The sequence below is a fragment of the Thermococcus camini genome (assembly GCF_904067545.1).
Lineage (GTDB): Archaea > Methanobacteriota_B > Thermococci > Thermococcales > Thermococcaceae > Thermococcus > Thermococcus camini.
Genome location: NZ_LR881183.1, coordinates 836743 through 858455 on the forward strand (window position 1 = coordinate 836743; position 21713 = coordinate 858455).

A 21713-nucleotide genomic window follows, 5' to 3' on the forward strand; every position below is an offset into this window, starting at 1 on the left:
AACCCTACTCCCGGGGTTCGGGAACCTCCACCTCCCCGGAGTCAGCATCAACCTTAACGCGCTCCCCGCTCCTCAGCCTCGAAACGTCTATCCCGTCCACCATGGGGATGCCGGCTATTATTGCACCCGTCGCGACTATGGTCTCCGCTTCGCCAACGATTATGGCCTTCGGCGCCTTCCCGTTTTTCTTGAGGGCATAGATTACATAGGAGCCAACCGTCGAGCCCTTCCCGCGGGGAAACGCGAGTATCTTTCCGGCTATGCTCTGCCCCCTTATGTCGCTCTCTGCATCCGTAACTATTCCCGTTTCGGGGTCAACGCCGCCGAGGAACGAAAGGGCTTTCCTGGAAACTATCAGCTCTCCTTCTGCCTTTCCCCCGACTATCTTCCTTCCCCGGAGCTTCATGGTATCACCTCACGGCGCCTCCCGTATCAGGTTCTCCGCATCGTCGAGCCTCACGCTGAACCCGAATGAGCGGAAGTAAAACGCGGATTTTCCGCTGTTGGTTGCTATACCCGAATACCACCCCTTTATCGGGGAGACAACGAAGCAGGCGTCCGCTATTATTCTCCCGTTGTAGCGCTCTATTATCTCCGTGTAGCCGAGGGCATCGGCCAAAGCCTTGACCGCGCCGCTTGCCGTGATGAACAGGGGTATCCTGAGGGGCCTCCCGCGCATCCTGAGGAGCTCCGCGATCTCCTTTACCTCCTGCAGTGAGGCATGGGGACAGCCGATGAGGATCATGTCTATCTCGCTCCAGTCGTCCCTGAACTCCTCCCGTACGGCCCTAATATCGGAGTCCTCAACGGTTATCGTCTCAAGTTCCTCCGCTATTGCGGTGCGGTACTCGGGGGTCTCGCCCTCCACGTGGTAGAGCGCTATTGATCCGCTCGCTGCCATCGCCGCTCCCATCTCCTTGAGGAACTCGGTTCTCGCGGGTTTTGGCCCCCTGAGGTAGGGCACATCGTTGCCGAGCGTCCTGCCCAGGTGGTAGCCGAGGGCCGCGTAGTCAACGAAGGTTTCCATCTTCGCGTCAACGTTGACCATCACCGTCGCTTTCCTGTTCTCGTCCAGGTGGAGGCCGTAGTTGGGGGTCTTGCCGACTATCGCGGCGGCCAGGCTTGAGGGGCCGCCTTCTCTGTTCGTCCTTGCACCCAGGATGGAGTTGGCGAAGCTTACCGCAGAACTTTCGCTCCATGCTATATGGTCGCCGAACTTCGGAAGGTTCGCGCCGTAGTAGGGGGTGCAGGTTGAGGTGATCTCGATTCCCATCCTTCTGTAAAGCTCAAGAACTTCCCTCTGCTTCTCCATGAATTCATCGTCGCCTATGCCCGCTGGGTTGAGGGTCGTGTAGACGCTGACCTTTGCTCCAGCATTGACGAAGTCCCTCAGAAACTCCATCCCCGCATCGCCGATGTTCTTGTAGGAAACGCCAGCAATCTGAGCGCTCTTTATCGGGATGAGCCTATCAGCACCGTAAATTTCCCCAAGGGCGACGAGTATCTCCATCGCCTTCTGGAGGGCGTAGCCGTACTCCCCCGCCAGAATCAGCTCCTCCTCCTTAGTCAGGTACATGACACCACCTTTCACATAATGAGCGTCCCCTTTTATAAGCCCTCCCTTCCATTTTTGAAAGTCAGTACATGGATATTGACCAACAGAAACAGTTATTTGATGTTTGATAATAATACTAATGCCCACTCTCAGGAGGGACCTGTGATGGGAGCTGTGGAGAAGGGTGCAGTAGTGTTGTTATTTTTGGTACTATTTGGGATGGGTGCGACCCCAGTAACCGGGACAATAGCGGGGCCCACCTATGACGTTGTGTTATCGGACAATGGCCCAACGTTCTACGACAACACAGTGGTCGGCGAATGGCCCAACTACTATCCCTTCGAGATGAAGGGCAGGGTGGAGTCCTACTCGACCTCCTGGTACTCAGGCTCGGGAGCTTCCCACATTGCAGTGATTGTGCTCGGGACATACGACCTCGACTATGCCTCGGCGAAGCTCACAAACACCGCAGGGTATTCCCTGTACAGGACGTATTCTTCGGCCACGTTCACGGCGAACTTCTACTACCCGTTCCTGGACGACGCCGACGGCGGACCGAGCTCCACCCTCACGATGAGGTGGCACTACAAATTCCTCGGAGGAGGGGGATACTGAGGAGGGATGGATATGAGGAAGTATCTGGTTCCTATACTCGCGCTGGTGATCCTTGGGGGAGTGTTGAGCACGGCCTACGCCCTTTCCCAGCCGCCGGCACAGAAGACGCTTGTGGTAGCTCTGGAGAACATGAAAACGTACCGTTTTACCCGTGAGATCAACTTCAACCAGTACAGGGTCTATGTAGTTGATAACGGAGATTCAAGGAGCATCAGGAAACAGTTTCTGTACACCGGCAGAATGATGGCGACGGGTAGCGTGGATCTTACCTCGGGTAGAGTCCAGGAGCACGAGGAATTTTACATAAACGGCTCACTTGCCATGGAGGGAGACGCGCTCGTTGACCTCAACACGGGGAAGATCTCGGGAACCGTGACCCTGGCGGATGGAACGAGCATGGACATAGTAACCTTCTGGGAGAAGTACTATGGTATCAGCCAGGAGCAGGCGCTTGAGGCGATTAAAGCGAGCCTTCCCACCCTGCTACTTCGTAATGTCGCCGTTAACTCCGGAAACGTCCAGATAGTCAGTGACTCCCCATCCCTGATGGACAGGATCCTGATGGGTCTCGGGCTGAAGGAGAAGCTCTTCAAGTACCGCATTCAGGTCGGAAGCGGAAAGGAGTGGCAGGTGCTTGTAACGTCCAGGGGCGTCCCGGTGGAGTTCGAGTACACGGACCCAGACGCCCATATGGTGATTCACATTACGCCGAAGGAGTAACCCGGTCTGGCCTTTTTTATTTTTGCCTGTCTCTGGGAGCATCCGCAAAATTTATAAACCCTCCACGGTTCACTAACTAACGGGTCGAGCAGCGGGGTGGGGCAGCTAGGAGTGCCCGCCGGGCTCATAACCCGGAGGTCGGAAGTTCAAATCTTCCCCCCGCTACCAGCTTATTTTGTGCATTGCTGTTCTTGTATGGTGCTTGGTGTTTCTTTTTAGTCATTTGGACTCTTGAACCCACATCATCGAAGGGCGAAATATTTTTATAATTCCGTTGTTACTGCTATAGATAGTCATGCGGCGAATTAAGGACCTCCATATTGATGAACTTCATGAGGTCGTAGAACGTGTGAAGGTACTGCGTTCTGAGGGACACAGCTATGGGAGAATTGTCGGAATGATTTCTGACGAATACAATGTCCGACTCTCAAAGGCAGCTGTGATTCGTTGGTCTAAAGGTACGCATAGCCCATTTAACAGAATTAGAGCCATTTCCATGGAACCCTCCCCCGAGCTTTCCTACATAATCGGTGTTTACCTGGGAGATGGTAGCATCCACATGAAGGGCAACGGACGGTACGTGGTTAAACTTAAGGTCATTGACCGGGAATTTGCGGAGGCGTTTGCTAACGCTTTAGACAAACTCGGGATTAGGGCCACGATGGGATTTGAAAGGGACTCAACCCGCGTGGATAGATTTTACGTGGAAGGGAGCAATAAGACCCTATTTCAGCTCCTGAGTGGCCCTAGGGAGAGGCTGTTTTCTCTGGCCGGCGAATATCCTGCGGAATTCCTCAGGGGGTTCTTTGATAGTGAGGGGTTCCCTACAATATCCGCTGGAAAGACCTTTACAGTGCAGGTTGCCGCAGTCAACTCGGATCTGGTGGTTTTGGAGTTCGTTAGAAAGCTGTTGGAAGCACTTGGAATGATCTCCAAAATATCCAGACTGTATTCAAAAGGGCATAGAGTCGTTATCCGCGGTGGGGAGTACTCATCAAACGTTGATATGTTCATCCTACGGATTTCCCGCTTTGGTGACGTCATGCGGTTTGCCAAAGAGATTGGTTTCACTGCGGGGAGAAAAGAAGCAAAACTCAGGCGAGCGATTGAATTAAAACTTGATTATCCAAACAGGAAGGCCGTAAGTCTCTGGCATGAGGAGTATGAGAAGGGAAGCAGGGGATACGTCATAAGGGCAAACCTTTTTAAACCTCCCCTCAATTCCCAACGCGAAGGGGCGGCTGGCGGGAGCTGGCCGTCACCGGGAGGTGTATGGTATGGCAAGGATACACGCGAGAAAGAGGGGTAAGTCTGGTTCTAAGAGGCCACCGAGGACCGCTCCGCCGACCTGGGTTGAGTACACGGCGGAGGAGGTTGAGGGACTCGTTATCAAGCTCAGGAAGGAAGGCTACAGCGCGGCAATGATAGGAACCATCCTCAGGGACCAGTACGGAATCCCGAGCGTCAAGCTCGTCACCGGCAAGAAGATAACCAAGATCCTTGAGGAGAACGGCCTCGCGCCGAACATCCCGGAGGACCTCATGGCTCTCATCAGGAAGGCGGTTAAGCTCAGGAAGCACCTCGAGATGCACCCGAAGGACAAGCACTCAAGGCGCGGTCTCCAGCTCACCGAGAGCAAGATCAGGCGCCTCGTCAAGTACTACCGCAGGACCGGCAAGCTTCCGGCCAAGTGGCGCTACGATCCGGAGCAGGCCAAGCTCCTGGTCCGCTGATCCTTTCCTTCTTCTTAAACCTGCGGTGGTGAACCTGCCGTGGATAGAGGGGCGTTTTTGGAGCGGGCCAGGGAAGGCGCCGAACTGATCAAGATGCACATTGAGTTAGGGCACACCATCCGCATAGTCTCCCACCGCGACGCTGACGGCATAACCGCCGGGGCGATTCTGGCGAGGGCTGTTGCACGCGAGGGCGGAACCTTCCAGCTCAGCATCGTCAAACAGGTGAGCGAGGAGCTCATCAAGGACCTGGCCGCTGAAAAGCACAGGATATATGTCTTCAGTGACCTGGGAAGCGGCTCGATGGGTCTCATCGAGAAGTACCTTGAAGGCGCCACGGTCGTTGTTGCTGACCACCACCCGCCCGAGAAGGAGAGCTTCTCCACGGAGTCCCACGTTCTCGTTAATCCGGTCCCCTTCGGCGCCAACAGCGTCCGCGATCTCAGCGGTTCGGGCGTTGCCTACTTTGTCGCCAGGGAGATGAACGAGAAGAACCGTGATCTGGCCTATATAGCCCTCGTCGGTGCAGTCGGTGACATGCAGGAGATAGACGGCACGTTCCACGGCATGAACATGGACATCATAGAGGACGGAAAGGGTCTCGGTATCCTGGAGATCCGGAAGGAACTTCGCCTCTTCGGACGCGAAAGCCGGCCTCTGCGCCAGATGCTGGCCTATTCCACCAACCCGGAGATTCCCGAGGTAACCGGCGATGAGCGGAAGGCCATAGAGTGGCTCCGCGCCAAGGGCTTCGACCCGGACGTGAGGTACTGGCAGCTCCGCGAGGAGGAGAAGAGGAAGCTTCACGATGCACTCGTGATACATCTCATCAAGCACGGCGCCCCAAAGGAGGCCATAGACAGGCTCATAGGCGACGTGGTGGTAAGCCCGCTCTATCCCGAGGGCGACCCGAGGCACGAGGCGAGGGAGTTCGCAACTTTGCTCAACGCCACCGGCAGACTGAACGCCGGGACGCTGGGAGTTGCGATATGTCTCGGCGACGAGGATGCCTACAGGAAGGCCAGAAAGATGCTTGACGACTACAAGCGGGAACAGATAGAGGCCAGGAAGTTCATAATCCAGAACTGGAGCATGGCGGATGAGGGAGAGCACGCCTACGTCTTCTACGCGGGCAGGAGCATCCGGGACACTCTCGTCGGCATCGCCGCCAACATAGCGATAAACGCCGGGCTGGTTGACCCAGAGAAGCCGGTCGTGGTGCTGGCCGACAGCGACGAGGACGAGAGCCTCGTGAAGGGATCCGCAAGGACAACCGAGAAAGCCCTGGCGAAGGGCTATCACCTCGGCGATGCACTGCGTGAGGTCGCGGAGAAGCTCGGCGGAGAGGGCGGAGGGCATGCGATAGCCGCAGGAATTCGCTTCCCGAGGGACAGGATCGAGGAGTTCATCAGGCTCTTCAACGAGGCCCTTGGAAGGCAGCTCCGGGAGGGAAAATCCGGTGAGAATTGAGGCCAGGGTGGAGATGATCTGGCACTACGGCGATCCGGAGAGGGCGGAGGCCATAGCCCGGTCCCTTGAAGTGGACAACGCGAACATTCCGGATGACCTAAAGAAAAGTTTAAATGTGCTGACCCGATGGGAAAATGGGGACGTCATAACAAAGGTTAAATACTCGGGTGAGATTGAAACACTCATCAAAGCGCTGGACGATTTGGTGTTTTCAATCAAAATCGCCGAAGATGTAACCGAAAAGGTGTGAAGTGGAGGTGTTAAGATGGCAAAAGTTAACCCAAGGAAGAAGGCTGCCGCTACCAAGGATAAGTGGAAGAGCAAGGAGTGGTATATAGTTTACGCTCCGGACTTCTTCGGGAGCAAGGAGATAGGCCTTACCCCGGCCGACGAGCCGGAGAAGGTCATAGGAAGGGTCATCGAGACCACCCTCAAGGACCTCACCGGCGACTTCACCAAGGGCCAGGTCAAGCTCTACTTCCAGGTCTACGACGTCAAGGGCCAGAACGCCTACACCAAGTTCAAGGGCCACACCCTCTCAAGGAGCTACATAAGGAGCCTCGTCAGGAGGAGAACCACCCGCGTTGACGGTATCTACAACGTCACCACCAAGGACGGCTACAAGCTCCGCGTCATGGGCATGGTCATCGCCTACAGGCGCATCCAGACCAGCCAGGAGAGGGCCATCAGGGAGATCATCAGGGACATCATCTACAAGAAGGCCGAGGAGCTTGACTACAGGGACTTCGTTCTTGAGGCCGTCAGCGGCAAGATGGCGGCTGAGATAGCCAAGGAAGCCAGGAAGATTTACCCGATCAAGAGGGCTGAGATCAGGAAGATCAAGGTTCTCGCCGAGCCGGAGGCCTGATGGCCTCTCAATTCTCTATTCTCTGACCTCCTGCCGCTGCCCACATGCTTTTAAATACTCCCGCGAGTGTTTCCTGGGGGTGAGGGTGTGAAGTTTCTCGTGAAGACCCAGCGGGGTATGGAGGGCGTTGCAGCCAATTATATCAGGGAGGCACTTCCGGACGCGGAGATATGGATCTCCCCGATGGGCTATTACGGACTCGTCATCGTGGAGACTGGGGACGAGAATGCGGGCGAGGTGATGCTCGGCATTCCCGAGATCGAGAGGGTAATTCCCGTTCTCGCGGAGGTTCCTGCCGAGCTTGAGAGGATCGTTGAAACCGCCGAGAAGGTGGTCCCGCTCATAGGGGAAAACGAGACCTTCGCAGTGAAGACAAAGAGGCGCGGAAAGCACGGGTTCTCAAGCATCGACGTCAACAGGGAGCTCGGAGCAAAGGTGCGCGAGCTCACGGGCGCCGACGTGAACCTCAGCTGGCCGGACAAGATTGTCCAGGTCGAGATAATCGGGGACAGAGCATACGTTTCGGTTCTCCCGGGCGAGGAGTTCAGGAAGTTCACTCCCGACAAGAAGGACGCAAGGGAGCTCTTCCGCAAGGTCACCGTGGTTCAGATGCCGTACTGGGGAGGCCTTAAGGTCTGCCGCTCCTTCGGGGAGAAGATCGGAAGGGCCGCCCAGGCCTTTGAGGTGAAGGAGCTCATAATAGCCCCGAAGGGAAAGATGGACGCCCTTGAGCTGGCCGAGTTCATCAAAGGGGTCCGGGTTGGTCAGGAGAGCAGGCACAGAATACAGCGTGAGAGCTATCCATGGAAGGTTGAGAAGGTTCCCGTCAGCGTGTGGGACCTTTATCAGGTAGTTCGCGACAAAAGGAGGGACAAAAGGCTCCTCATAATAACGGATCCCAAAGGCCCAACCGTGGCGGAGGTGGGAGAGAGGCTTGCGCGTGACATGTTCCATGCGAAGGAGGTCGTTGTGTTCATCGGCTCCCGCGAGGGGATTCCGAGGGGCCTCTTCAGGTTCGCGGATTACGTGATCGACCTTGCCCCGTATATGACCTTTGCCACCGAGCACGGCATTCCAGCCGCACTCGTGTCCCTCTGGGAGGTTTACGAGGAATACACAGGGAAGCGGGAGGAAAAAACCTGAGTTTTCTTTAATTCTTCAATTCTTGAATTATGCTTTGGCGAGGCGTCAGACCCTAAGGTCGTCCTCACCGCTCGGGAATCCGCCGTAGTCATCATCCGCCGAGGGGAATTCCCGTTTAGGTTTTAAAATCTCACGCCCCTCCGTTGAGGAGGTAGAACAGGCCGGCGCCCACGAAGCCGCCCAGAAGTGAGGCCAGGAAATTGGTGGAGTTGTTGTTGGTGATGCCCTCGTTCTCCAGGGTTGCTCCGATGAGGCTGTCCAGATTGACCCCGATGAAACCGCCCAGGGTCACCGCGAGGAGCATGGGGCCCGTTTCCGGGGTCAGGGGGAGGGCAAACAGAGCTATTACCAGCGCTCCGGCAAGGGCAAAGAGCTCACCTGCCAATGACACGGCGCCGTTGGTTCCGGGCCTGGCGGGTTTAAAGTTGGTTATCAGTTTCGGGCTCCTTCCGAAGACCTTTCCGAGCTCGCTGGCGAGTGTGTCTCCGTTTGCTGTTGCGATGGCCGCGAACGTCGCCGCCCAGAAGACGCCCATATGGGACAGCTGCTCGAAGACTAGGAAGATGGCGGCAGCGAGCCCGTTTCCAAGTACGTTGCCCCAGCTCCGGACTCCGTTTCTGCTCTGGGCCGTGCCGAGTTTGACCTTCTCCATAAACCGGTACCTGGTTGCAAGAACGCCGATGACAACGAAGGTCACCATGGCCAGGAACGGATAAATCCCGCCGAGCTCTATGACAACAAGCCCCAGCGCCGCCGCCGCTGCAGCACCCTTTGCATCGAGGGCCTTGAACCGATACGAGCCGAGGCCCAGCCCGGCGACCACTGCCACGTCCACGGCGATTCTTTCGAGCATCTTTGCCACCTTGGGAAGAAGTGCTGCGGTGCGTTTATTATTCTTTCTCTCGGCGGTTGACGAAGGAAGTAAAGGAAATCAAAGAACCTCGAACTTGACGGTCTCGGTCACGAAGGTTATGTCGAGCTTGTCGATTCCGGGTATCTTTCTGGAGACCTCTGCGATGATTCTCTCGAGCTCCTTCATGTCCTTCGGTCCAACTATGTGGACGACCAGGCTGTGGGAGCCGATGGCACGCTGGACTATCTTGATGTTCTCATCCTCAACCAGGGTGGGGATTATCTCGTCGATGTTGACCGACGGCTTGAGGGTTATTCCGAGGATCACGTGGACGTAGCCGAGGGCGTCGTAGTCGGGTATGACGGTGTACTTCTTTATGACGCCGTTCCTCTCAAGGCGGTCCATCCTCCTGGATATCCTCTGTCTGGTGGTGCCAAGGATCTCGGCGAGCTCCTTATAGGTAAGGCGGGCGTTCCTTGAGAGAAGCTTTAAAATGCGGATGTCGATTCCGTTTATTTTATCAGCCATCTCTTCACCCCCCAGTATTTTTAATCCTGGTTGGTCGTTCGATTATAAAAATGTTTCTATAAGTTGGATTATTTCTAACCCTCCGGTCACTCTGCGGGCCCCTAATGGCCGTAAAACCTGGTTATACAGTGGAACCAGTTGTTACAGTGGAAGACCTTTATCCCTTGATGTCCTCATCGGGTTCTCCCCATCGGTTCTTGTCGCGGGCCCGGTACTTTTTCACACTTTTCTCCAGCGCTGTGAGGAGGTCGACACCGTAGTGGTTCGCGATGCAGGCGAGTGCGAAGACCACGTCGCCAATTTCTTCCTCCAGACTTTCCCTCCCGCCGGTGCCTTTTACACCCTCAACCTTCAGAAGCTCGTCCGCCAGCTCGCCGACCTCCTCCACCAGCGCCGCTAGCATCTCGAAGGGGCTCCAGTAGCCGCCGAACTCCCTGACAAGCCTATCAACTTTTTCCTGGTGCTCGTTCACGTCACACCAGCCCCTCGCGGACCTTTGTGAGATACTCCTCGAGCACCTCTCTGTTGGTTCTGTAGAAGTGCATCTTGCCCTCCTTGCGCTCATCGATCAGGTTTAGGGCCTTAAGGGTACGGAGGTGGTGGCTGATCAGGGTCTGGTCCTGCTCGAGTATCTTGGATATCAGGCACACGCACATCCAGTTGTCCTTCAGAAGCTTGAGTATCCTGAACCTCAGGGGGTTGGATATCGCCTTGAGGAACCGCATAGTTTCGTCATCGACGTGGATGTCCAATTCCCTGTCGAGGTCTGGGATGCTGCATGTCTCAAAACACTGCATCACTGTCTTCTTCTGCTTCTCGTCCAGCTTGTCCAGGACGTCACGCACCTTCATGTCCAACACCAAAACTCTTAGTGCGGCCCACCTTTTTAAGAATTTTCACATGAACGAGCGTCGATCCCTTGTGCGGTGGTCTCAGTCCACTATCTCCATCCTGATGCGCTCGCCGCTGCTTGAGTATGCTCTAACGGCGTCTTCAGTAAAGGGATACGCTATTATCAGGTGAACGCCCCCGAACTTCGAGAAGAAGTGAAGGTCAGCCTGTGAGGGCCAGGCGCTCGGGCCGGGATGTGAGTGAACGGTTCCCTTTATGCTCTCGTCATAGGGTAGCATCCAGGTGTCGAAGAAAGCGGAACTCGTGCCGAAGTGGGGGTTGGGGGCTATGAGGACTTCCTCGAAAACCCCGTCCTTCTCCCTCAGGAATCCGGCGAACTCGTTCGGGTAGAACTCGCGCGCCAGCTCCAGCAGGTATTCGAGCAGCTCCCTCCTTATTCTCACGACTTCCATGCTTTCACCTTCTTGTCTGTGAAAATAGGAAAAGACTCAGAGGACGGCGATGGCCTCTATCTCAACCGCCACACCCTTGGGCAGGTTTGAGACCTCAACGACAGCCCTCGCGGGTCTGGAGGCCGAGAAATACCTCTCATAGACCTCGTTGAATCGGGCGTAGCCCTTCATGTCCCTGAGGTAGACGGTTACCTTGGCGATGTTCTTCGCGCTCCCTCCGGCGGCCTCAACGACCGCAAGGAGGTTTCTGATGGCTCTTTTCGCCTGCTCCTCTATCGGCCCCTTCACGAGCTCCCCGGTCTCAGGGTCTATTGGAATCTGCCCTGAGACGAAGAGAAACTTCCCCTCGGCGATAACTCCCTGGCTGTAGGGACCTATCGGCCTGGGGGCCCTCTCGGTAAAGACGGTTTCCTTTTTCATTCTCTCACCTCTAAAATGAATCAGCGAAGCGAAGACTCCTCATCGGTTCCCCCTCGGGTGTCCTCGGCTTCATCACTCTCCCCGGGTTCACTTCTTCTCCAGGTACTTCTCAAGGCTCTTGGCAGGGACATCGAGGGGCAGGCCTATCTTCTCCAGGGCCTTCCTCAGGGCGTAAACACGTGCATGCTCAACGAACGGCCTGGGGGCGTAGTTCTCAGCCGGGAAGTGCATGTACTTCTCAACGACCGCCGGGATTTCGGCCTTTCTAACCTTCTTGAACTCCCCGAACCATGCGTCTATCCCATCCACGTCGATGCCGGCATAGACGGGGAGCTTCAGGGTTATGCTCTCGTTTATGCCCGCGAGGAGCCTTGCGACGTCCGCCATCGGCGTCTTGTCGTCGATGATGAGCCTCCTAACAGCTCTCCACTTGCCGTGCTCCGCGCTGAGGTGGAACGCCGTAAAGTTGACATGGTCCTCGTTGTAAGGGAAGACTATCCTGACCTCGCTCAGCGGCTCTTCGGGGTAGTCCACGGGGACTTTCGTGGAGAGAACCTCCCTGACTAGGAGTGCCTTGGCAACGTCAACGAGGTGCTTCCTGAGCTTCTTGTCGTCCTCGAAGACGAGCTGGCCCAGCTTCCTCGCGGTTCCCGGGGATTTGAGCGCTACGACAGCATCGCTCAGGTTCTTCTGCGCCAGCTCCTCGGCGAGGCTTGCTATTCCCGCGACGTTCATGACCTCCGTGAGGTACTCCGGTATCTTCGCGTTGACCGTGTTGGAGATGCTCGCTATGAAGTGGGCCACCTTCTCATCGTCCATATCAAGGAGTCTGTCCGCCACCTTCCAGTTCCCGTGATGCGCCGTAAACACTATCTGATCCTCTACCCTCATCGCTTTCACCATTCATTATGGATTCTATGCACTATTTTAGCTTTTTCTCAGGTGCCTCAAAAAAGTTATAAATCGCCCCGAGCATTCAGGGTTGAGAGAACGAAAGAGGGAAGAAAAATGGGGGACAAAGAAAAGATTGAAGAGGCCCTGGCCCCCAGGGAGTACGGCGAGAGCCTGGAGCTGGGCGTGGATTTCAGCACCACCGAGGAGATCAAGGTTCCGGAGAAGCTAATAGACCAGGTCATCGGCCAGGAACATGCCGTCGAGGTCATCAGAACTGCAGCGAACCAGAAGAGGCACGTCCTTCTAATCGGAGAGCCCGGAACAGGCAAGTCCATGCTCGGTCAGGCCATGGCGGAGCTTCTCCCGACGGAGAACCTCGAAGACATACTGGTCTTCCCGAACTCAGAAGACGAGAACATGCCCAGGATAAAGACCGTTCCCGCCTGCCAGGGGAGAAGGATAGTCGAGAAGTACCGGGAGAAGGCCAAGGGTCAGGAGAGTATAAAATCGTATATCCTCCTGTTCGTTATGTTCACCGTCATGCTCGCCCTCTTCATAGACTTCAGTGCGACCACGCTCCTTATGGGCCTTTTCGTTGTAATACTCACCATAATGGCGCTCTCCAACATGCGCCTCCGCAATACTGTCCTCGTCCCGAAGCTTCTCGTGGACAACTGCGGCAGAACCAAGGCACCGTTCATCGACGCTACAGGCGCCCATGCCGGAGCGCTCCTCGGTGACGTGCGCCACGACCCGTTCCAGAGCGGCGGTTTAGGAACGCCCGCCCACGAGCGCGTTGAGCCGGGAATGATTCACCGCGCCCATAAAGGGGTGCTGTTCATAGACGAGATAGCGACCCTCTCCCTTAAGATGCAGCAGAGCCTCCTCACCGCCATGCAGGAGAAGAGGTTCCCGATAACCGGCCAGAGCGAGATGTCGAGCGGCGCGATGGTCAGGACCGAGCCGGTCCCATGCGACTTCGTCCTCGTCGCGGCTGGAAACCTCGATACCGTTGACAAGATGCACCCTGCCCTGCGCTCCCGTATAAGGGGCTACGGCTACGAGGTTTACATGCGCACGACGATGCCGGACACCCTGGAGAACAGGAAGAAGCTCGTCCAGTTCGTCGCACAGGAGGTAATCCGCGACGGAAAGATACCCCACTTCACCAGGGAGGCCGTTGAGGAGATAGTGAGGGAAGCGCAAAAACGGGCCGGCAGAAAGGGACACCTTACCCTCCGCCTCCGCGACCTCGGTGGTATCGTTAGGGCCGCTGGAGACATTGCAATCAAGAAGGGCAGGAAGTACGTCGAGAGGGAGGACGTTATAGAGGCCATCAGGATGGCGAAGCCGCTCGAGAAGCAGCTCGCCGACTGGTACATCGAGAGGAAGAAGGAGTACCAGGTCATCAAGGCGGAGGGCAAGGGAATCGGCCGCGTGAACGGTCTCGCCGTCATAGGCGAGCAGAGCGGTATAGTCCTGCCGATAGAGGCGGTCGTCGCCCCCGCCGCCAGCAAGGAGGAGGGCAAGATTATAGTCACCGGAAAGCTGGGCGAGATAGCTAAGGAAGCAGTTCAGAACGTCTCGGCGATAATCAAGCGCTACAAGGGCGAGGACATAAGCAAGTATGATATCCACGTCCAGTTCCTCCAGACCTACGAGGGTGTCGAGGGCGACTCGGCGAGCATAAGCGTGGCCACCGCGGTTATATCCGCGCTGGAGGAGATACCGATAAGGCAGGACGTTGCCATGACGGGCTCGCTCAGCGTCCTCGGTGAGGTGCTCCCCATAGGGGGTGCCACGCCGAAGATAGAAGCAGCTATCGAGGCCGGCATAAAGACCGTCATAATCCCCAAGGCCAACGAGAAGGACGTCTTCCTCAGCAGGGACAAGGCGGAGAAGATACAGATATTCCCGGTCGAGACCATTGACCAGGTCCTCGAGATCGCTCTCGTGGACAACGAGAAGAAGGAAGAACTCCTCAGGCGCATAAGGGAGGCCCTTCCGCTTTCCCTTTGAACTTTCCTTCCCTCTTCTTCCGTCGTCCGCAATTTCGGTTCGTGGTTCCCATTAATGTCCAGAAATGCTTAAAAAACGTCCCATCCACGTTACCCACGGAGGTGAGCTAATGCTCAAAGTTGAGAACCTTCACGTCTCGGTAGAGGGCAGGGCCATACTCAAAGGCCTCACCCTTGAGGTGAATCCCGGTGAGTTTCACGTTGTCATGGGGCCGAATGGCTCTGGGAAATCAACGCTGGCCCTCACAATAGCGGGTCATCCAAGGTACTCCGTGGAGAGTGGAAGGATACTCTTCGACGGGGAGGATATAACCGGCCTTGGCCCCGACGAGAGGGCCAAGAGGGGAATAATGCTGGCCTTCCAGCACCCTCACGAGGTAGAGGGCGTTAGGATCATCGAGTTCCTTCAGCAGGTTCTGGTTGAGACGAAGGGCGTTGATCCCGTAGAGGCCTACGACAGGATAGTCAAAAAGGCGGAGGAGCTGTGGTTCCGGGAGGAGGACCTTCACCGCTACGTTAACGTTGGCTTCTCCGGTGGCGAGAGGAAACGGCTTGAGCTCCTCCAGGCGCTCCTCATAGAACCGAAGCTTCTCATCCTCGACGAGCCCGACAGCGGCGTCGACGTTGACTCCCTGAGTGTCATCAGCAGAAAGATAGAGGAGCTACACCAGCGCGGCACGGCCGTGCTCCTCATCACCCACTACGGCAGGATACTCGGACACCTAGATAGGGAGAAGCTCAGGGTCCACGTCATGAAGGACGGCAGGATAGTGAAGACCGGAAGCGGTAAGCTGGTGGAGAGAATAGAGAGCGAGGGCTTCAGCAGGATATTCGAGGAGGTGGGAGAATGACCGAAACCATAACAATCAAAGATGCCAAGGCAATAATCGAGAATCAGATTGAAGAGCTTTCAAAGAGGAACAAAGAACCGGAGTGGATGACAAGGATAAGGTACAAGGCACTGGAAGCCTTTGAGAAAGCTCCCCACAGGGATCCCGTTATAAGCGAGGAGGAGCTGCTCCACTTCATAGCGAAGCCCGAGATAGAGGGCGTTCCCTCTCACATAGAGAGCCTCGATGACCTACCTCCAGAGATGAAGGCCCTCCTCGACAGACTCGGTATCAGTGAGGTCGAGCAGAAGTACATAGCCGGTCTGGCGGTTCAGACGGACACCGGGGTCATCTACAACGAGTTCCTCAGGGAGTGGGAAAAGAAGGGGCTCATCGTTCTCCCAACAGAGGAGGCGGTAAGAAAGTACCCGGACATCGTTAGAGAGCACTTCCTCAGGCTCTTCCGCGTTGACGAGAGCAAGCTGACGGCCTACCACACTGCCGTCTGGAACGGTGGAATCTTCCTCTACGTCAAGGAGGGCCTTAAAGTCCCGTTCCCGCTGCACTTGTTCTTCCTCATCCAGGAGAGTGCACTGGCCCAGGCGCCGCACATTATCATAATAGCCGAGCCGAACAGCGAGTTCCACCTCATCGAGGGCTGTACTGCACCGATTCTGCTCAAGCACTCTTTACATCTTGACATGACCGAGGCCTACTTCCACGATGGTGCGAAGGGTCAACTGACGGTTCTCCAGAACTGGCCGGAGTACGTTCACACGAGGCCGATGACGAGGGCGAGGATAGGAAAGGGCGCGAGATTCATCAACACCACCGTTACCCTTGGCTCCGGAAAGAGCAACATAGGCGATCCGAGGTACTGGGTAGCGGAGAACGGTTACGTTGAGCTGAACGGCATTCTTCTCGGCCAGAAGGATTTCTACGTTGATTTGGGTGGAAGGATGTACCTCCAGGGCAAAGGTTCGGCTGGAATAAACGCGAGCAAAGCCGTCATAATGGACGAAAGCACGGTGATAACGAGGGGAATAATCCAGGCCGAGGCGCCGAAGACCAAAGGGCACATAAGCTGTGACGCGTTGCTGATGAGCGACAAAGCCACGATGGAAACTTACCCGGGACTGATAAGCAAGGTCGATGACGCCCAGCTCAGCCACGAGGCAGCTATCGGCAAGATACGCGAGGAAGAGCTGTTCTACCTGATGAGCCGTGGACTGGATGAAGAAAAAGCGACCCAGCTCATAGTCAAGGGCTTTCTCGAACCGATGCTCAAGGACATTCCGATGGAGTTCCTCGTGGAGATACGGAAGATAATCGAGTTAGCGGTCAGCGGGGGCATGTGAGCCCCCGGCCGATTCTTTGATTATTCAATTATTTAATTCATTCTTTGCAGAGTTCTTCAACCAGCTCGACGACCCTTGGCAGGGCCTTTTCAACTTCCTCGGTGAGCCCCATTCCGAGGTCTATCTCCCTGGCAACGACGCCGATGAAGTGTATATCCGCTTTAGCAAGGCGCTCGTCCATCGCCATCAGAAGCTTAAGCCCGTCTATGGCCCCAATGAAGTGGGCGCTCCTTATCTCCCCCTTCAGCTTCTCGAAGACATCTTTACCTGCGAGGTGAATTATCTTTCCCGGCTGAAACTTTTCACTCAGAATCGCGTCGATGATTATCAGCCTTTCCTCCCCATTGTAATGGGCGGAGAGCATGAATATGTCCGTGCCAACGTCGAGAACGTTGTAGCCCTTTTTCGCGAGTATTCTGCCGGCCTTCAGTCCGACTCCATCGTCCTTCATCAGCTCGTTGCCGAGGGCTAAGATGAGCGTTCTCATGGAATCACCCCGTTACGAGTTCAACCCCTTCCTTCTTTGCCGGCTCGAAGAAGTCCTCATCGAGGGTTGCCAGGGCAAAGCCATGTTCTATGCAGGTGGCTAAAATTAGAGCGTCGTTGGGCAGCATGGCGTACTTCTCGATGAGCTCCATAGCCTTGAAGAGCGTCCTTTGCGATGACTCAACAAATCCAAAGCTTCTCAGAGCTTTGAAAACGACCTGAATCTCCGACGGCAGTTTGCCTTTTTTGCCTTTGATGGTTCGAGGTGCAAGCTTCGAGAAGTAGCCAAGGAGAAGATACGTGACCTCACTAGACACTGTTTCGGTTATGTAAAGAGCAAGGTCTTCGTTCTCGAAGGACTCAAAGAGTTCAACCGCCCGCTCGTTGCCTTTGAAGTACTCCACAATGAGAGAGCTGTCAATAAGTAAATCCTTCATAAATCTCCCTCTTGAGCTCCTTCCAGGTTTTGTCGGTCTTCATGATACCCTTGAGCTTTCTCATGTTCTCAAAGAGTTCGTCCTTGTGGGAGAGATACCATGCCATAGCCTCAACGTCCTTCCTGAATGTCTCGGCATACTTCTTTGGCACCTTCACGTGTATAACAACATCAACGATTTCTTCAGCCATAATACCCCCGGTATTTTTCTGTAACTATCCCTTAAAAAAGTTGAGAAATCAAAGCTTAGCAACGTGCACCGAACAGGAGATGCACGGGTCGTAGGCCCTTACCACCATCTCGGTGAGGTACTTGAGCCTCTCCGGGTCTTCGTTGTAGTGCTTCTCCGCCATCATCCTGACGTGGACCTCCATCATGGCGAGGTTAAACGCTGTGGGAGTTATGATGTCCGCATAAGCTACTCTTCCGTCCTTGACCTCGAGGGCATAGACGAGGATTCCACGCGGTGCCTCCGTCGTTGAGACGCCGAAGCCGTCTTTCAGGACAACCTCGTCCCTGGGCCGTATCGGCCACTTCGCGAGGGCTTCGTCTATCAAATCGATAGCCCTCTCGGTGAAGTAAACCAGCTCAAGGGCCTGGGCCAGGTTGTTGGCGAAGGGGTTGGTTGGCCTGAGCAGATCCCTGTGGCTCTCGTAGAGCTCTTTCGCCCTTCCGTAGAGCTTGTTAGCGTGGTTGACGACGCGGGATATGGCTCCGGTCATGAAGGGCCTCTCGCGATAGAAAGAGTGCTTGGCGAAGCTGTGCTCCACAACGCGCTCGACCATGTACTTCTTGTAGTCCTCGCTCGGGAACTCGAAGCCGTCGCTGACGCTTATGGCGTCGCCATATATGCCGTAGACGTCTCCCCTCGGTTTCACAGCCATGTGGATTATCGGCCCCTCGACTTCAGCGTACTGCTCAAGCTTTGCGAAGAGCTCGAAGGTGTACTCAGCCTTGGGTAGTGCCTCGCTGAGGCGCTTCTTCATAAGCTCAAGGGTGGCCTTGTCCGGAAGTTTTCCAAAGCCTCCGAGTACCGCGTTCTCCTGATGTATCGCCCTGCTTCCAAGCTCGTCCATCATCCAGCTTCCGAGGTTCTTAAGCTCCAGGGCTATGCCTATCTCCTTCTTGTACTCGTCCACCATCTTGAGCGGGTTGGAGTAGCCGAGGTAGTCCGGAAGGACTAGGAGGTAAAGGTGCAGGGCGTGGCTCTCTATCATGTCGCCGATGTAGAGGACCTCCCTGAGCGCTTGGATCTCCTCGCGCGGTTCAAAGCCAACAGCCTTTTCAGCGGCTTCCACCGCTGTGAGCTTGTGGGCAGCCGAACAGAAGGAGCATATCCTTGGGTAGACGGCTAACGCCTCTTCGAGCTTCTTGCCCACCGTTATGGCCTCAAAGAACCTCGGACCCTCTATGATGTTGAGCTTGACTTCCTTAACACCATCGTCTCCAACGACTATCTCAACGCCGCCCTTGCCCTCAACGCGCGCTATGTGATCAACGGTGATGGGAAGGTAGAGGTTCTTCATTCTTCCACCCCCTGGAATATCTTCTCAACCATTTCCTCGAGCTTCGGGTTGTGGGCGTTGAACATCTTCATGCGCTGGAGTATCTCCTCCTTGCTGATTCCCTTCTCCTTGAACGTCCTGGCGAGTGAGTCGAACCAGGCAACGTCGTAGCCTATAGCTCCCCTGCAACCGATGCACGCCACGCCAAAGCCGGGACAGCGAGCGTCGCAACCAGCCCTCGTTATCGGCCCGAGGCACGGCTCGCCCTTCTCGATGAGTATGCACGGGTGCCCCTTCAGCCTGCACTCGACGCAGACCGGGTAATCTATGTCCTCTGGCCAAGAGCCGACAAGGAACGTGCCGAGCGCGTAGAGGAAGTCCCGCTTTTCAGGAGGGCACCCGTAGATGCGGTAGTCAACCTTGATGTAGTTCTCCACCGGCTCGGCCATCTTCGGCTCGAACTTGACCTTCCCGTCGCCGTAGACGGTCTTCCAGAGCTCCTCAAGGCTCTTGTCTTTCTCCCAGCTCTGCACACCGCCGTGGACTGCACAGGAGCCAACGGCCACAACGATTTTCGCGTTCTCGCGTATCTTCTTGACAAGCTCGACCTCCTCCTCGGTGGAGACGCTTCCCTCGATGAAGGCTATGTCCACCGGCTCGTCCTCGTAGCTGTCCCTCTCGACCATGAACCAGCAGACGATTTCAGCGTGCGGAAGCAGCTGAAGGAGCTCATCCATCATGGCCAGCTGGAGCTGACAGCCGTAGCATGAGGTGAGAGCGTAAAACCCAATTCTGACCTTTCCTTCCATCTCCACCACCTCAGTCCAGTAAGCCAGGTGTTGATACTATGTCGAAGTACGTGAAGACCGGGCCGTCCTTGCAGATGTACTTCCAGCTCGTGCTCGTTCCGACGTTGCAGTGGCCGCACTTTCCTATTCCGCACTTCATCTTCCTCTCCAGCGTGACGAATATGTTCTCAGGCCTGTAACCGTAGTTGATGAGGGACTCGAAGACGGCCTTGTACATCCTCGGCGGGCCGCATATGGCAACGGCTGTGTTCTTCGGGTTGGTGTTGGCCTCAACTATAAAGTTCTGCGGCCTTCCGTGAAGTCCCGGCCACTCGGGGTCTCTGGTTACGCTCTGGATTATCTTGACGTTCTCGGCCTCGGCAAGGTCCTTCATGGCCTCAAGCTCCTTGTAGAACAGAAGGTCCTTTCCATAGCGGGCGGTGTTGATGAAGGTTATGTTGCCGTACTTCCATCGGTTGTCCATGGCGTAGAGGAAGACGCTCCTGAGCGGGGCGGTTCCAAGGCCAGCGGCGATTAGGAGCAGATCCATGCCCTCCCAGTCGTCAACGGGGAAGCCGTTGCCGTAGGGGCCGCGGACGAGGACTGTATCTCCGGGCTGGAGTCTGTGGATGACCGTGGTGACCCTTCCAGCCTTCCTGATGCAGAGCTCGAAGAAGCCCTTCCTCATCGCGGAGGAGCATATGCTTATCGGAACCTCACCGATGCCGGGGATGGTGAGCTGGACGAACTGTCCCGGCTTGAAGGTCCACTTCTCGGCCAGCTCTGGGTCCTCAAACCTGAACAGGAACAGCTTCTCCTTCTCGGTGAGCGGATAAACCTTGAGAACCTTGACCCTGTGGAGCGCGTAGGGGTTTTCGTTGGGCATCATAATCTCCCTGGGAACTACCTCGCTCATATGTCCTCACCCCTTATCTCCGAGGCATAGGCGAATCCCCTCTTCGGGATTTCCTCGCTTATCTCGGACGGACAGGTCTTCTCCTCAAGTCCCATGATCGTGCGCAGGTTCTTCACGAAGCTTATACCCGCCGGGCAGAAGTAGGTGCACCTGCCGCAGCCGACACAGAAGCTTATGCCGAGTTTCTCGTTGTAGGAGTTCTTACAGAGGTACCTGTTGCGGAAGCGGCTCTTCTTGGTCGGCCTGAAGTTGTGGTTTCCCGCAACGAGGCCGTGGCTCCTGAGCTGGCAGGAGTCCCAGCGCCTCTCGCGGTAGCCGGTTTCACCGTCGAGGCTGACTATGTCCTGAACCTCGTAGCAGCGGCAGGTCGGGCAGGTGGTGTTGCAGTTGCCGCAGGCGAGGCATATCTCAGCCTGCTCGTCCCACATCGGGTGCTCCATTTCGAGCTCGAGCAGGTAACGCAGATTGCTCCAGTCCTCGTGGTACTTGAAGGCCTTCGAGCGTTTGTTCTCGAACTCGCGGAAGTTGCAGATGTCCTCGGTGGTGACCTCCTCGAAGAGCTTGATGTTCTTGTCCACTATCCTGTGGCCTGTTGGCGTGCCGACCCTTACGAGCCAGCCGTCCGGGAGCTCGTGGAGGAAGAGGTCGAAGCCGTCGTCGGCAAAATCCGTCTCACGGAGGTTGCAGAAGCAGTACTCGTCGGGCATACAGCTGATGCCTATGATGATGCCCTTCTCCCTGCGAACCTTGTAGTACTTATCCGGTAGCTCGTCGAGGTAAACGGTGTCGAGCACCTTGAGGCCGAAGATGTCGCAGGCGTGAAGGCCGAAGAGCACAAAGGGCTCGACGTCCTCTATGACCTCCCTGTACTCGGCTTTGGTGAGGTTGAACTCGAAGAGCTTCTCCCTGGGAAGGAAGAAGAACTTCTTCGGCGGCATTATCGTTCTGTTGTAGCTGAACTCCACCTGTTTGACGTCGTCTATCTCCCTGAAGTCGTAGAACTTCTCGGATATCTTAACCGGGGCGTAGAGTTTGCCCCACTCCTTGAGCCTTTCAAGGAACGCGTAGGTGTTCTCCTTCGGGAGCTTAACGTATCTCAAACCGACCACCTCCAGTGAACATAAATATACACGTGCTCATGTTTATCCCCTCAATTGATGCTTGGCCAGAGGTTAAAAAAGCGTTTTTAAACCCGAAAATTCTAAACCAAAGGTTGAGAAGGGTTCGTTGAGCCTAATGCGCAATCTTTTGGAAAATCCGGGGCGGCAGTTTT

27 protein-coding genes and 1 tRNA gene are annotated in these 21713 nt (G+C 55.8%); 12 read left to right on the forward strand and 16 right to left on the reverse strand.

What is annotated here, in order from left to right; translation table 11 throughout:
• Positions 1–4: 4 nt before the first annotated feature.
• Positions 5–406 carry a DUF126 domain-containing protein gene (locus TIRI35C_RS04490; RefSeq protein WP_188201899.1) on the reverse strand — a complete coding sequence of 134 codons (402 nt, stop codon included), beginning with the start codon at positions 404–406 and terminating at the stop codon, positions 5–7.
• Between the two features lie 9 nt (positions 407–415).
• On the reverse strand, positions 416–1576 hold the full coding sequence (locus tag TIRI35C_RS04495) for an aconitase X catalytic domain-containing protein (RefSeq protein ID WP_188201900.1): 1161 nt from the start codon (positions 1574–1576) through the stop codon (positions 416–418).
• A 144-nt stretch (positions 1577–1720) separates the two neighbouring features.
• Between TIRI35C_RS04495 and TIRI35C_RS04500 the strand changes: the two genes are divergently transcribed.
• The 9 genes from TIRI35C_RS04500 (at position 1721) to TIRI35C_RS04540 (ending at position 8104) form a co-directional block, all read left to right on the forward strand.
• A complete protein-coding gene (locus tag TIRI35C_RS04500) occupies positions 1721–2170 on the forward strand; it encodes a hypothetical protein (RefSeq protein WP_188201901.1) in 450 nt (149 codons plus the stop codon).
• A 12-nt stretch (positions 2171–2182) separates the two neighbouring features.
• A complete protein-coding gene (locus tag TIRI35C_RS04505; protein ID WP_188201902.1) occupies positions 2183–2890 on the forward strand; it encodes a hypothetical protein in 708 nt (235 codons plus the stop codon).
• A gap of 90 nt (positions 2891–2980) precedes the next feature.
• A tRNA-Met gene (locus TIRI35C_RS04510) sits at positions 2981–3058 on the forward strand.
• A gap of 127 nt (positions 3059–3185) precedes the next feature.
• Positions 3186–4199, forward strand: coding sequence for an LAGLIDADG family homing endonuclease (locus TIRI35C_RS04515; protein WP_188201903.1), 1014 nt, complete (start codon positions 3186–3188; stop codon positions 4197–4199).
• A complete protein-coding gene (locus TIRI35C_RS04520) occupies positions 4168–4623 on the forward strand; it encodes a 30S ribosomal protein S15 (protein WP_188201904.1) in 456 nt (151 codons plus the stop codon). The genes TIRI35C_RS04515 and TIRI35C_RS04520 overlap by 32 nt, the downstream gene beginning before the upstream one ends.
• A gap of 39 nt (positions 4624–4662) precedes the next feature.
• Complete coding sequence (locus TIRI35C_RS04525; protein ID WP_188201905.1) at positions 4663–6093, forward strand: DHHA1 domain-containing protein; 1431 nt, start codon at positions 4663–4665, stop codon at positions 6091–6093.
• On the forward strand, positions 6083–6343 hold the full coding sequence (locus TIRI35C_RS04530; RefSeq protein ID WP_188201906.1) for a KEOPS complex subunit Pcc1: 261 nt from the start codon (positions 6083–6085) through the stop codon (positions 6341–6343). Before TIRI35C_RS04525 ends, TIRI35C_RS04530 begins: the two co-directional genes overlap by 11 nt.
• Before the next feature lie 15 nt (positions 6344–6358).
• Positions 6359–6961, forward strand: a complete 603-nt coding sequence (locus TIRI35C_RS04535) for a 30S ribosomal protein S3ae (protein WP_188201907.1) — start codon at positions 6359–6361, stop codon at positions 6959–6961.
• Positions 6962–7048: 87 nt separating this feature from the next.
• A complete protein-coding gene (locus TIRI35C_RS04540) occupies positions 7049–8104 on the forward strand; it encodes an SPOUT family RNA methylase (protein WP_188201908.1) in 1056 nt (351 codons plus the stop codon).
• Positions 8105–8234: 130 nt separating this feature from the next.
• Here TIRI35C_RS04540 and TIRI35C_RS04545 read toward each other — a convergent pair whose 3' ends face one another.
• The 7 genes from TIRI35C_RS04545 to TIRI35C_RS04575 form a co-directional block, all read right to left on the reverse strand.
• Positions 8235–8957: a DUF92 domain-containing protein gene (locus tag TIRI35C_RS04545; protein WP_188201909.1), complete on the reverse strand. Its 723-nt coding sequence runs from the start codon at positions 8955–8957 to the stop codon at positions 8235–8237.
• Positions 8958–9035: 78 nt separating this feature from the next.
• Positions 9036–9485 carry an Lrp/AsnC family transcriptional regulator gene (locus TIRI35C_RS04550; protein ID WP_188201910.1) on the reverse strand — a complete coding sequence of 150 codons (450 nt, stop codon included), beginning with the start codon at positions 9483–9485 and terminating at the stop codon, positions 9036–9038.
• Between the two features lie 157 nt (positions 9486–9642).
• Complete coding sequence (locus TIRI35C_RS04555; protein WP_188201911.1) at positions 9643–9957, reverse strand: MazG nucleotide pyrophosphohydrolase domain-containing protein; 315 nt, start codon at positions 9955–9957, stop codon at positions 9643–9645.
• Position 9958: 1 nt separating this feature from the next.
• The gene (locus TIRI35C_RS04560; RefSeq protein ID WP_188203023.1) at positions 9959–10336 is read right to left on the reverse strand and encodes an ArsR/SmtB family transcription factor; all 378 of its coding nucleotides are present in this window, start codon (positions 10334–10336) and stop codon (positions 9959–9961) included.
• Between the two features lie 81 nt (positions 10337–10417).
• Positions 10418–10789: a Mov34/MPN/PAD-1 family protein gene (locus TIRI35C_RS04565; protein WP_167890601.1), complete on the reverse strand. Its 372-nt coding sequence runs from the start codon at positions 10787–10789 to the stop codon at positions 10418–10420.
• Positions 10790–10825: 36 nt separating this feature from the next.
• Positions 10826–11209 (reverse strand): RidA family protein, encoded by a 384-nt coding sequence (locus tag TIRI35C_RS04570; RefSeq protein WP_188201912.1) that lies wholly within the window; start codon positions 11207–11209, stop codon positions 10826–10828.
• Between the two features lie 87 nt (positions 11210–11296).
• Positions 11297–12100, reverse strand: coding sequence for a DUF2666 family protein (locus tag TIRI35C_RS04575; protein WP_188203024.1), 804 nt, complete (start codon positions 12098–12100; stop codon positions 11297–11299).
• 117 nt (positions 12101–12217) lie between these two features.
• Between TIRI35C_RS04575 and lonB the strand changes: the two genes are divergently transcribed.
• From lonB to TIRI35C_RS04590, 3 genes are all read left to right on the forward strand, one after another.
• Complete coding sequence (gene lonB, locus TIRI35C_RS04580) at positions 12218–14122, forward strand: ATP-dependent protease LonB (RefSeq protein WP_188201913.1); 1905 nt, start codon at positions 12218–12220, stop codon at positions 14120–14122.
• Positions 14123–14231: 109 nt separating this feature from the next.
• Positions 14232–14972 (forward strand): Fe-S cluster assembly ATPase SufC, encoded by a 741-nt coding sequence (gene sufC / locus TIRI35C_RS04585; RefSeq protein ID WP_188201914.1) that lies wholly within the window; start codon positions 14232–14234, stop codon positions 14970–14972.
• Positions 14969–16309 (forward strand): SUF-like minimal system protein SmsB, encoded by a 1341-nt coding sequence (locus TIRI35C_RS04590; RefSeq protein WP_188201915.1) that lies wholly within the window; start codon positions 14969–14971, stop codon positions 16307–16309. Before sufC ends, TIRI35C_RS04590 begins: the two co-directional genes overlap by 4 nt.
• Positions 16310–16346: 37 nt before the next feature.
• Here the strand turns inward: TIRI35C_RS04590 and TIRI35C_RS04595 are convergent, their stop codons facing one another.
• The 7 genes from TIRI35C_RS04595 to hydB are packed head-to-tail and all read right to left on the reverse strand — an operon-like array spanning position 16347 to position 21540.
• A complete protein-coding gene (locus TIRI35C_RS04595) occupies positions 16347–16796 on the reverse strand; it encodes a hydrogenase maturation protease (RefSeq protein WP_188201916.1) in 450 nt (149 codons plus the stop codon).
• Positions 16797–16800: 4 nt separating this feature from the next.
• The gene (locus TIRI35C_RS04600; protein ID WP_188201917.1) at positions 16801–17232 is read right to left on the reverse strand and encodes a type II toxin-antitoxin system VapC family toxin; all 432 of its coding nucleotides are present in this window, start codon (positions 17230–17232) and stop codon (positions 16801–16803) included.
• Positions 17213–17422 (reverse strand): hypothetical protein, encoded by a 210-nt coding sequence (locus TIRI35C_RS04605; protein ID WP_188201918.1) that lies wholly within the window; start codon positions 17420–17422, stop codon positions 17213–17215. Before TIRI35C_RS04605 ends, TIRI35C_RS04600 begins: the two co-directional genes overlap by 20 nt.
• A gap of 48 nt (positions 17423–17470) precedes the next feature.
• A complete protein-coding gene (gene hydA, locus TIRI35C_RS04610) occupies positions 17471–18757 on the reverse strand; it encodes an NADPH-dependent hydrogenase/sulfhydrogenase 1 subunit alpha (protein ID WP_188201919.1) in 1287 nt (428 codons plus the stop codon).
• Positions 18754–19545 (reverse strand): NADPH-dependent hydrogenase/sulfhydrogenase 1 subunit delta, encoded by a 792-nt coding sequence (gene hydD, locus TIRI35C_RS04615; RefSeq protein WP_188203025.1) that lies wholly within the window; start codon positions 19543–19545, stop codon positions 18754–18756. Before hydD ends, hydA begins: the two co-directional genes overlap by 4 nt.
• Before the next feature lie 10 nt (positions 19546–19555).
• A complete protein-coding gene (gene hydG / locus TIRI35C_RS04620; RefSeq protein ID WP_188201920.1) occupies positions 19556–20440 on the reverse strand; it encodes an NADPH-dependent hydrogenase/sulfhydrogenase 1 subunit gamma in 885 nt (294 codons plus the stop codon).
• Positions 20437–21540: an NADPH-dependent hydrogenase/sulfhydrogenase 1 subunit beta gene (gene hydB / locus TIRI35C_RS04625; RefSeq protein WP_188201921.1), complete on the reverse strand. Its 1104-nt coding sequence runs from the start codon at positions 21538–21540 to the stop codon at positions 20437–20439. Before hydB ends, hydG begins: the two co-directional genes overlap by 4 nt.
• Positions 21541–21713 lie beyond the last annotated feature (173 nt).

What these genes read in the sequence shown, in the direction of transcription:
- TIRI35C_RS04490 (WP_188201899.1), bottom strand. Translation starts at nt 406, where the DNA reads ATGAAGCTCCGGGGAAGGAAGATAGTCGGGGGAAAGGCAGAAGGAGAG.
- TIRI35C_RS04495 (WP_188201900.1), bottom strand. Translation starts at nt 1,576, where the DNA reads ATGTACCTGACTAAGGAGGAGGAGCTGATTCTGGCGGGGGAGTACGGC.
- TIRI35C_RS04500 (WP_188201901.1), top strand. Translation starts at nt 1,721, where the DNA reads ATGGGAGCTGTGGAGAAGGGTGCAGTAGTGTTGTTATTTTTGGTACTA.
- TIRI35C_RS04505 (WP_188201902.1), top strand. Translation starts at nt 2,183, where the DNA reads ATGAGGAAGTATCTGGTTCCTATACTCGCGCTGGTGATCCTTGGGGGA.
- TIRI35C_RS04515 (WP_188201903.1), top strand. Translation starts at nt 3,186, where the DNA reads ATGCGGCGAATTAAGGACCTCCATATTGATGAACTTCATGAGGTCGTA.
- TIRI35C_RS04520 (WP_188201904.1), top strand. Translation starts at nt 4,168, where the DNA reads ATGGCAAGGATACACGCGAGAAAGAGGGGTAAGTCTGGTTCTAAGAGG.
- TIRI35C_RS04535 (WP_188201907.1), top strand. Translation starts at nt 6,359, where the DNA reads ATGGCAAAAGTTAACCCAAGGAAGAAGGCTGCCGCTACCAAGGATAAG.
- TIRI35C_RS04545 (WP_188201909.1), bottom strand. Translation starts at nt 8,957, where the DNA reads ATGCTCGAAAGAATCGCCGTGGACGTGGCAGTGGTCGCCGGGCTGGGC.
- TIRI35C_RS04550 (WP_188201910.1), bottom strand. Translation starts at nt 9,485, where the DNA reads ATGGCTGATAAAATAAACGGAATCGACATCCGCATTTTAAAGCTTCTC.
- TIRI35C_RS04560 (WP_188203023.1), bottom strand. Translation starts at nt 10,336, where the DNA reads ATGAAGGTGCGTGACGTCCTGGACAAGCTGGACGAGAAGCAGAAGAAG.
- TIRI35C_RS04565 (WP_167890601.1), bottom strand. Translation starts at nt 10,789, where the DNA reads ATGGAAGTCGTGAGAATAAGGAGGGAGCTGCTCGAATACCTGCTGGAG.
- TIRI35C_RS04570 (WP_188201912.1), bottom strand. Translation starts at nt 11,209, where the DNA reads ATGAAAAAGGAAACCGTCTTTACCGAGAGGGCCCCCAGGCCGATAGGT.
- TIRI35C_RS04575 (WP_188203024.1), bottom strand. Translation starts at nt 12,100, where the DNA reads ATGAGGGTAGAGGATCAGATAGTGTTTACGGCGCATCACGGGAACTGG.
- lonB (WP_188201913.1), top strand. Translation starts at nt 12,218, where the DNA reads ATGGGGGACAAAGAAAAGATTGAAGAGGCCCTGGCCCCCAGGGAGTAC.
- sufC (WP_188201914.1), top strand. Translation starts at nt 14,232, where the DNA reads ATGCTCAAAGTTGAGAACCTTCACGTCTCGGTAGAGGGCAGGGCCATA.
- TIRI35C_RS04590 (WP_188201915.1), top strand. Translation starts at nt 14,969, where the DNA reads ATGACCGAAACCATAACAATCAAAGATGCCAAGGCAATAATCGAGAAT.
- TIRI35C_RS04595 (WP_188201916.1), bottom strand. Translation starts at nt 16,796, where the DNA reads ATGAGAACGCTCATCTTAGCCCTCGGCAACGAGCTGATGAAGGACGAT.
- TIRI35C_RS04600 (WP_188201917.1), bottom strand. Translation starts at nt 17,232, where the DNA reads ATGAAGGATTTACTTATTGACAGCTCTCTCATTGTGGAGTACTTCAAA.
- TIRI35C_RS04605 (WP_188201918.1), bottom strand. Translation starts at nt 17,422, where the DNA reads ATGGCTGAAGAAATCGTTGATGTTGTTATACACGTGAAGGTGCCAAAG.
- hydA (WP_188201919.1), bottom strand. Translation starts at nt 18,757, where the DNA reads ATGAAGAACCTCTACCTTCCCATCACCGTTGATCACATAGCGCGCGTT.
- hydD (WP_188203025.1), bottom strand. Translation starts at nt 19,545, where the DNA reads ATGGAAGGAAAGGTCAGAATTGGGTTTTACGCTCTCACCTCATGCTAC.
- hydG (WP_188201920.1), bottom strand. Translation starts at nt 20,440, where the DNA reads ATGAGCGAGGTAGTTCCCAGGGAGATTATGATGCCCAACGAAAACCCC.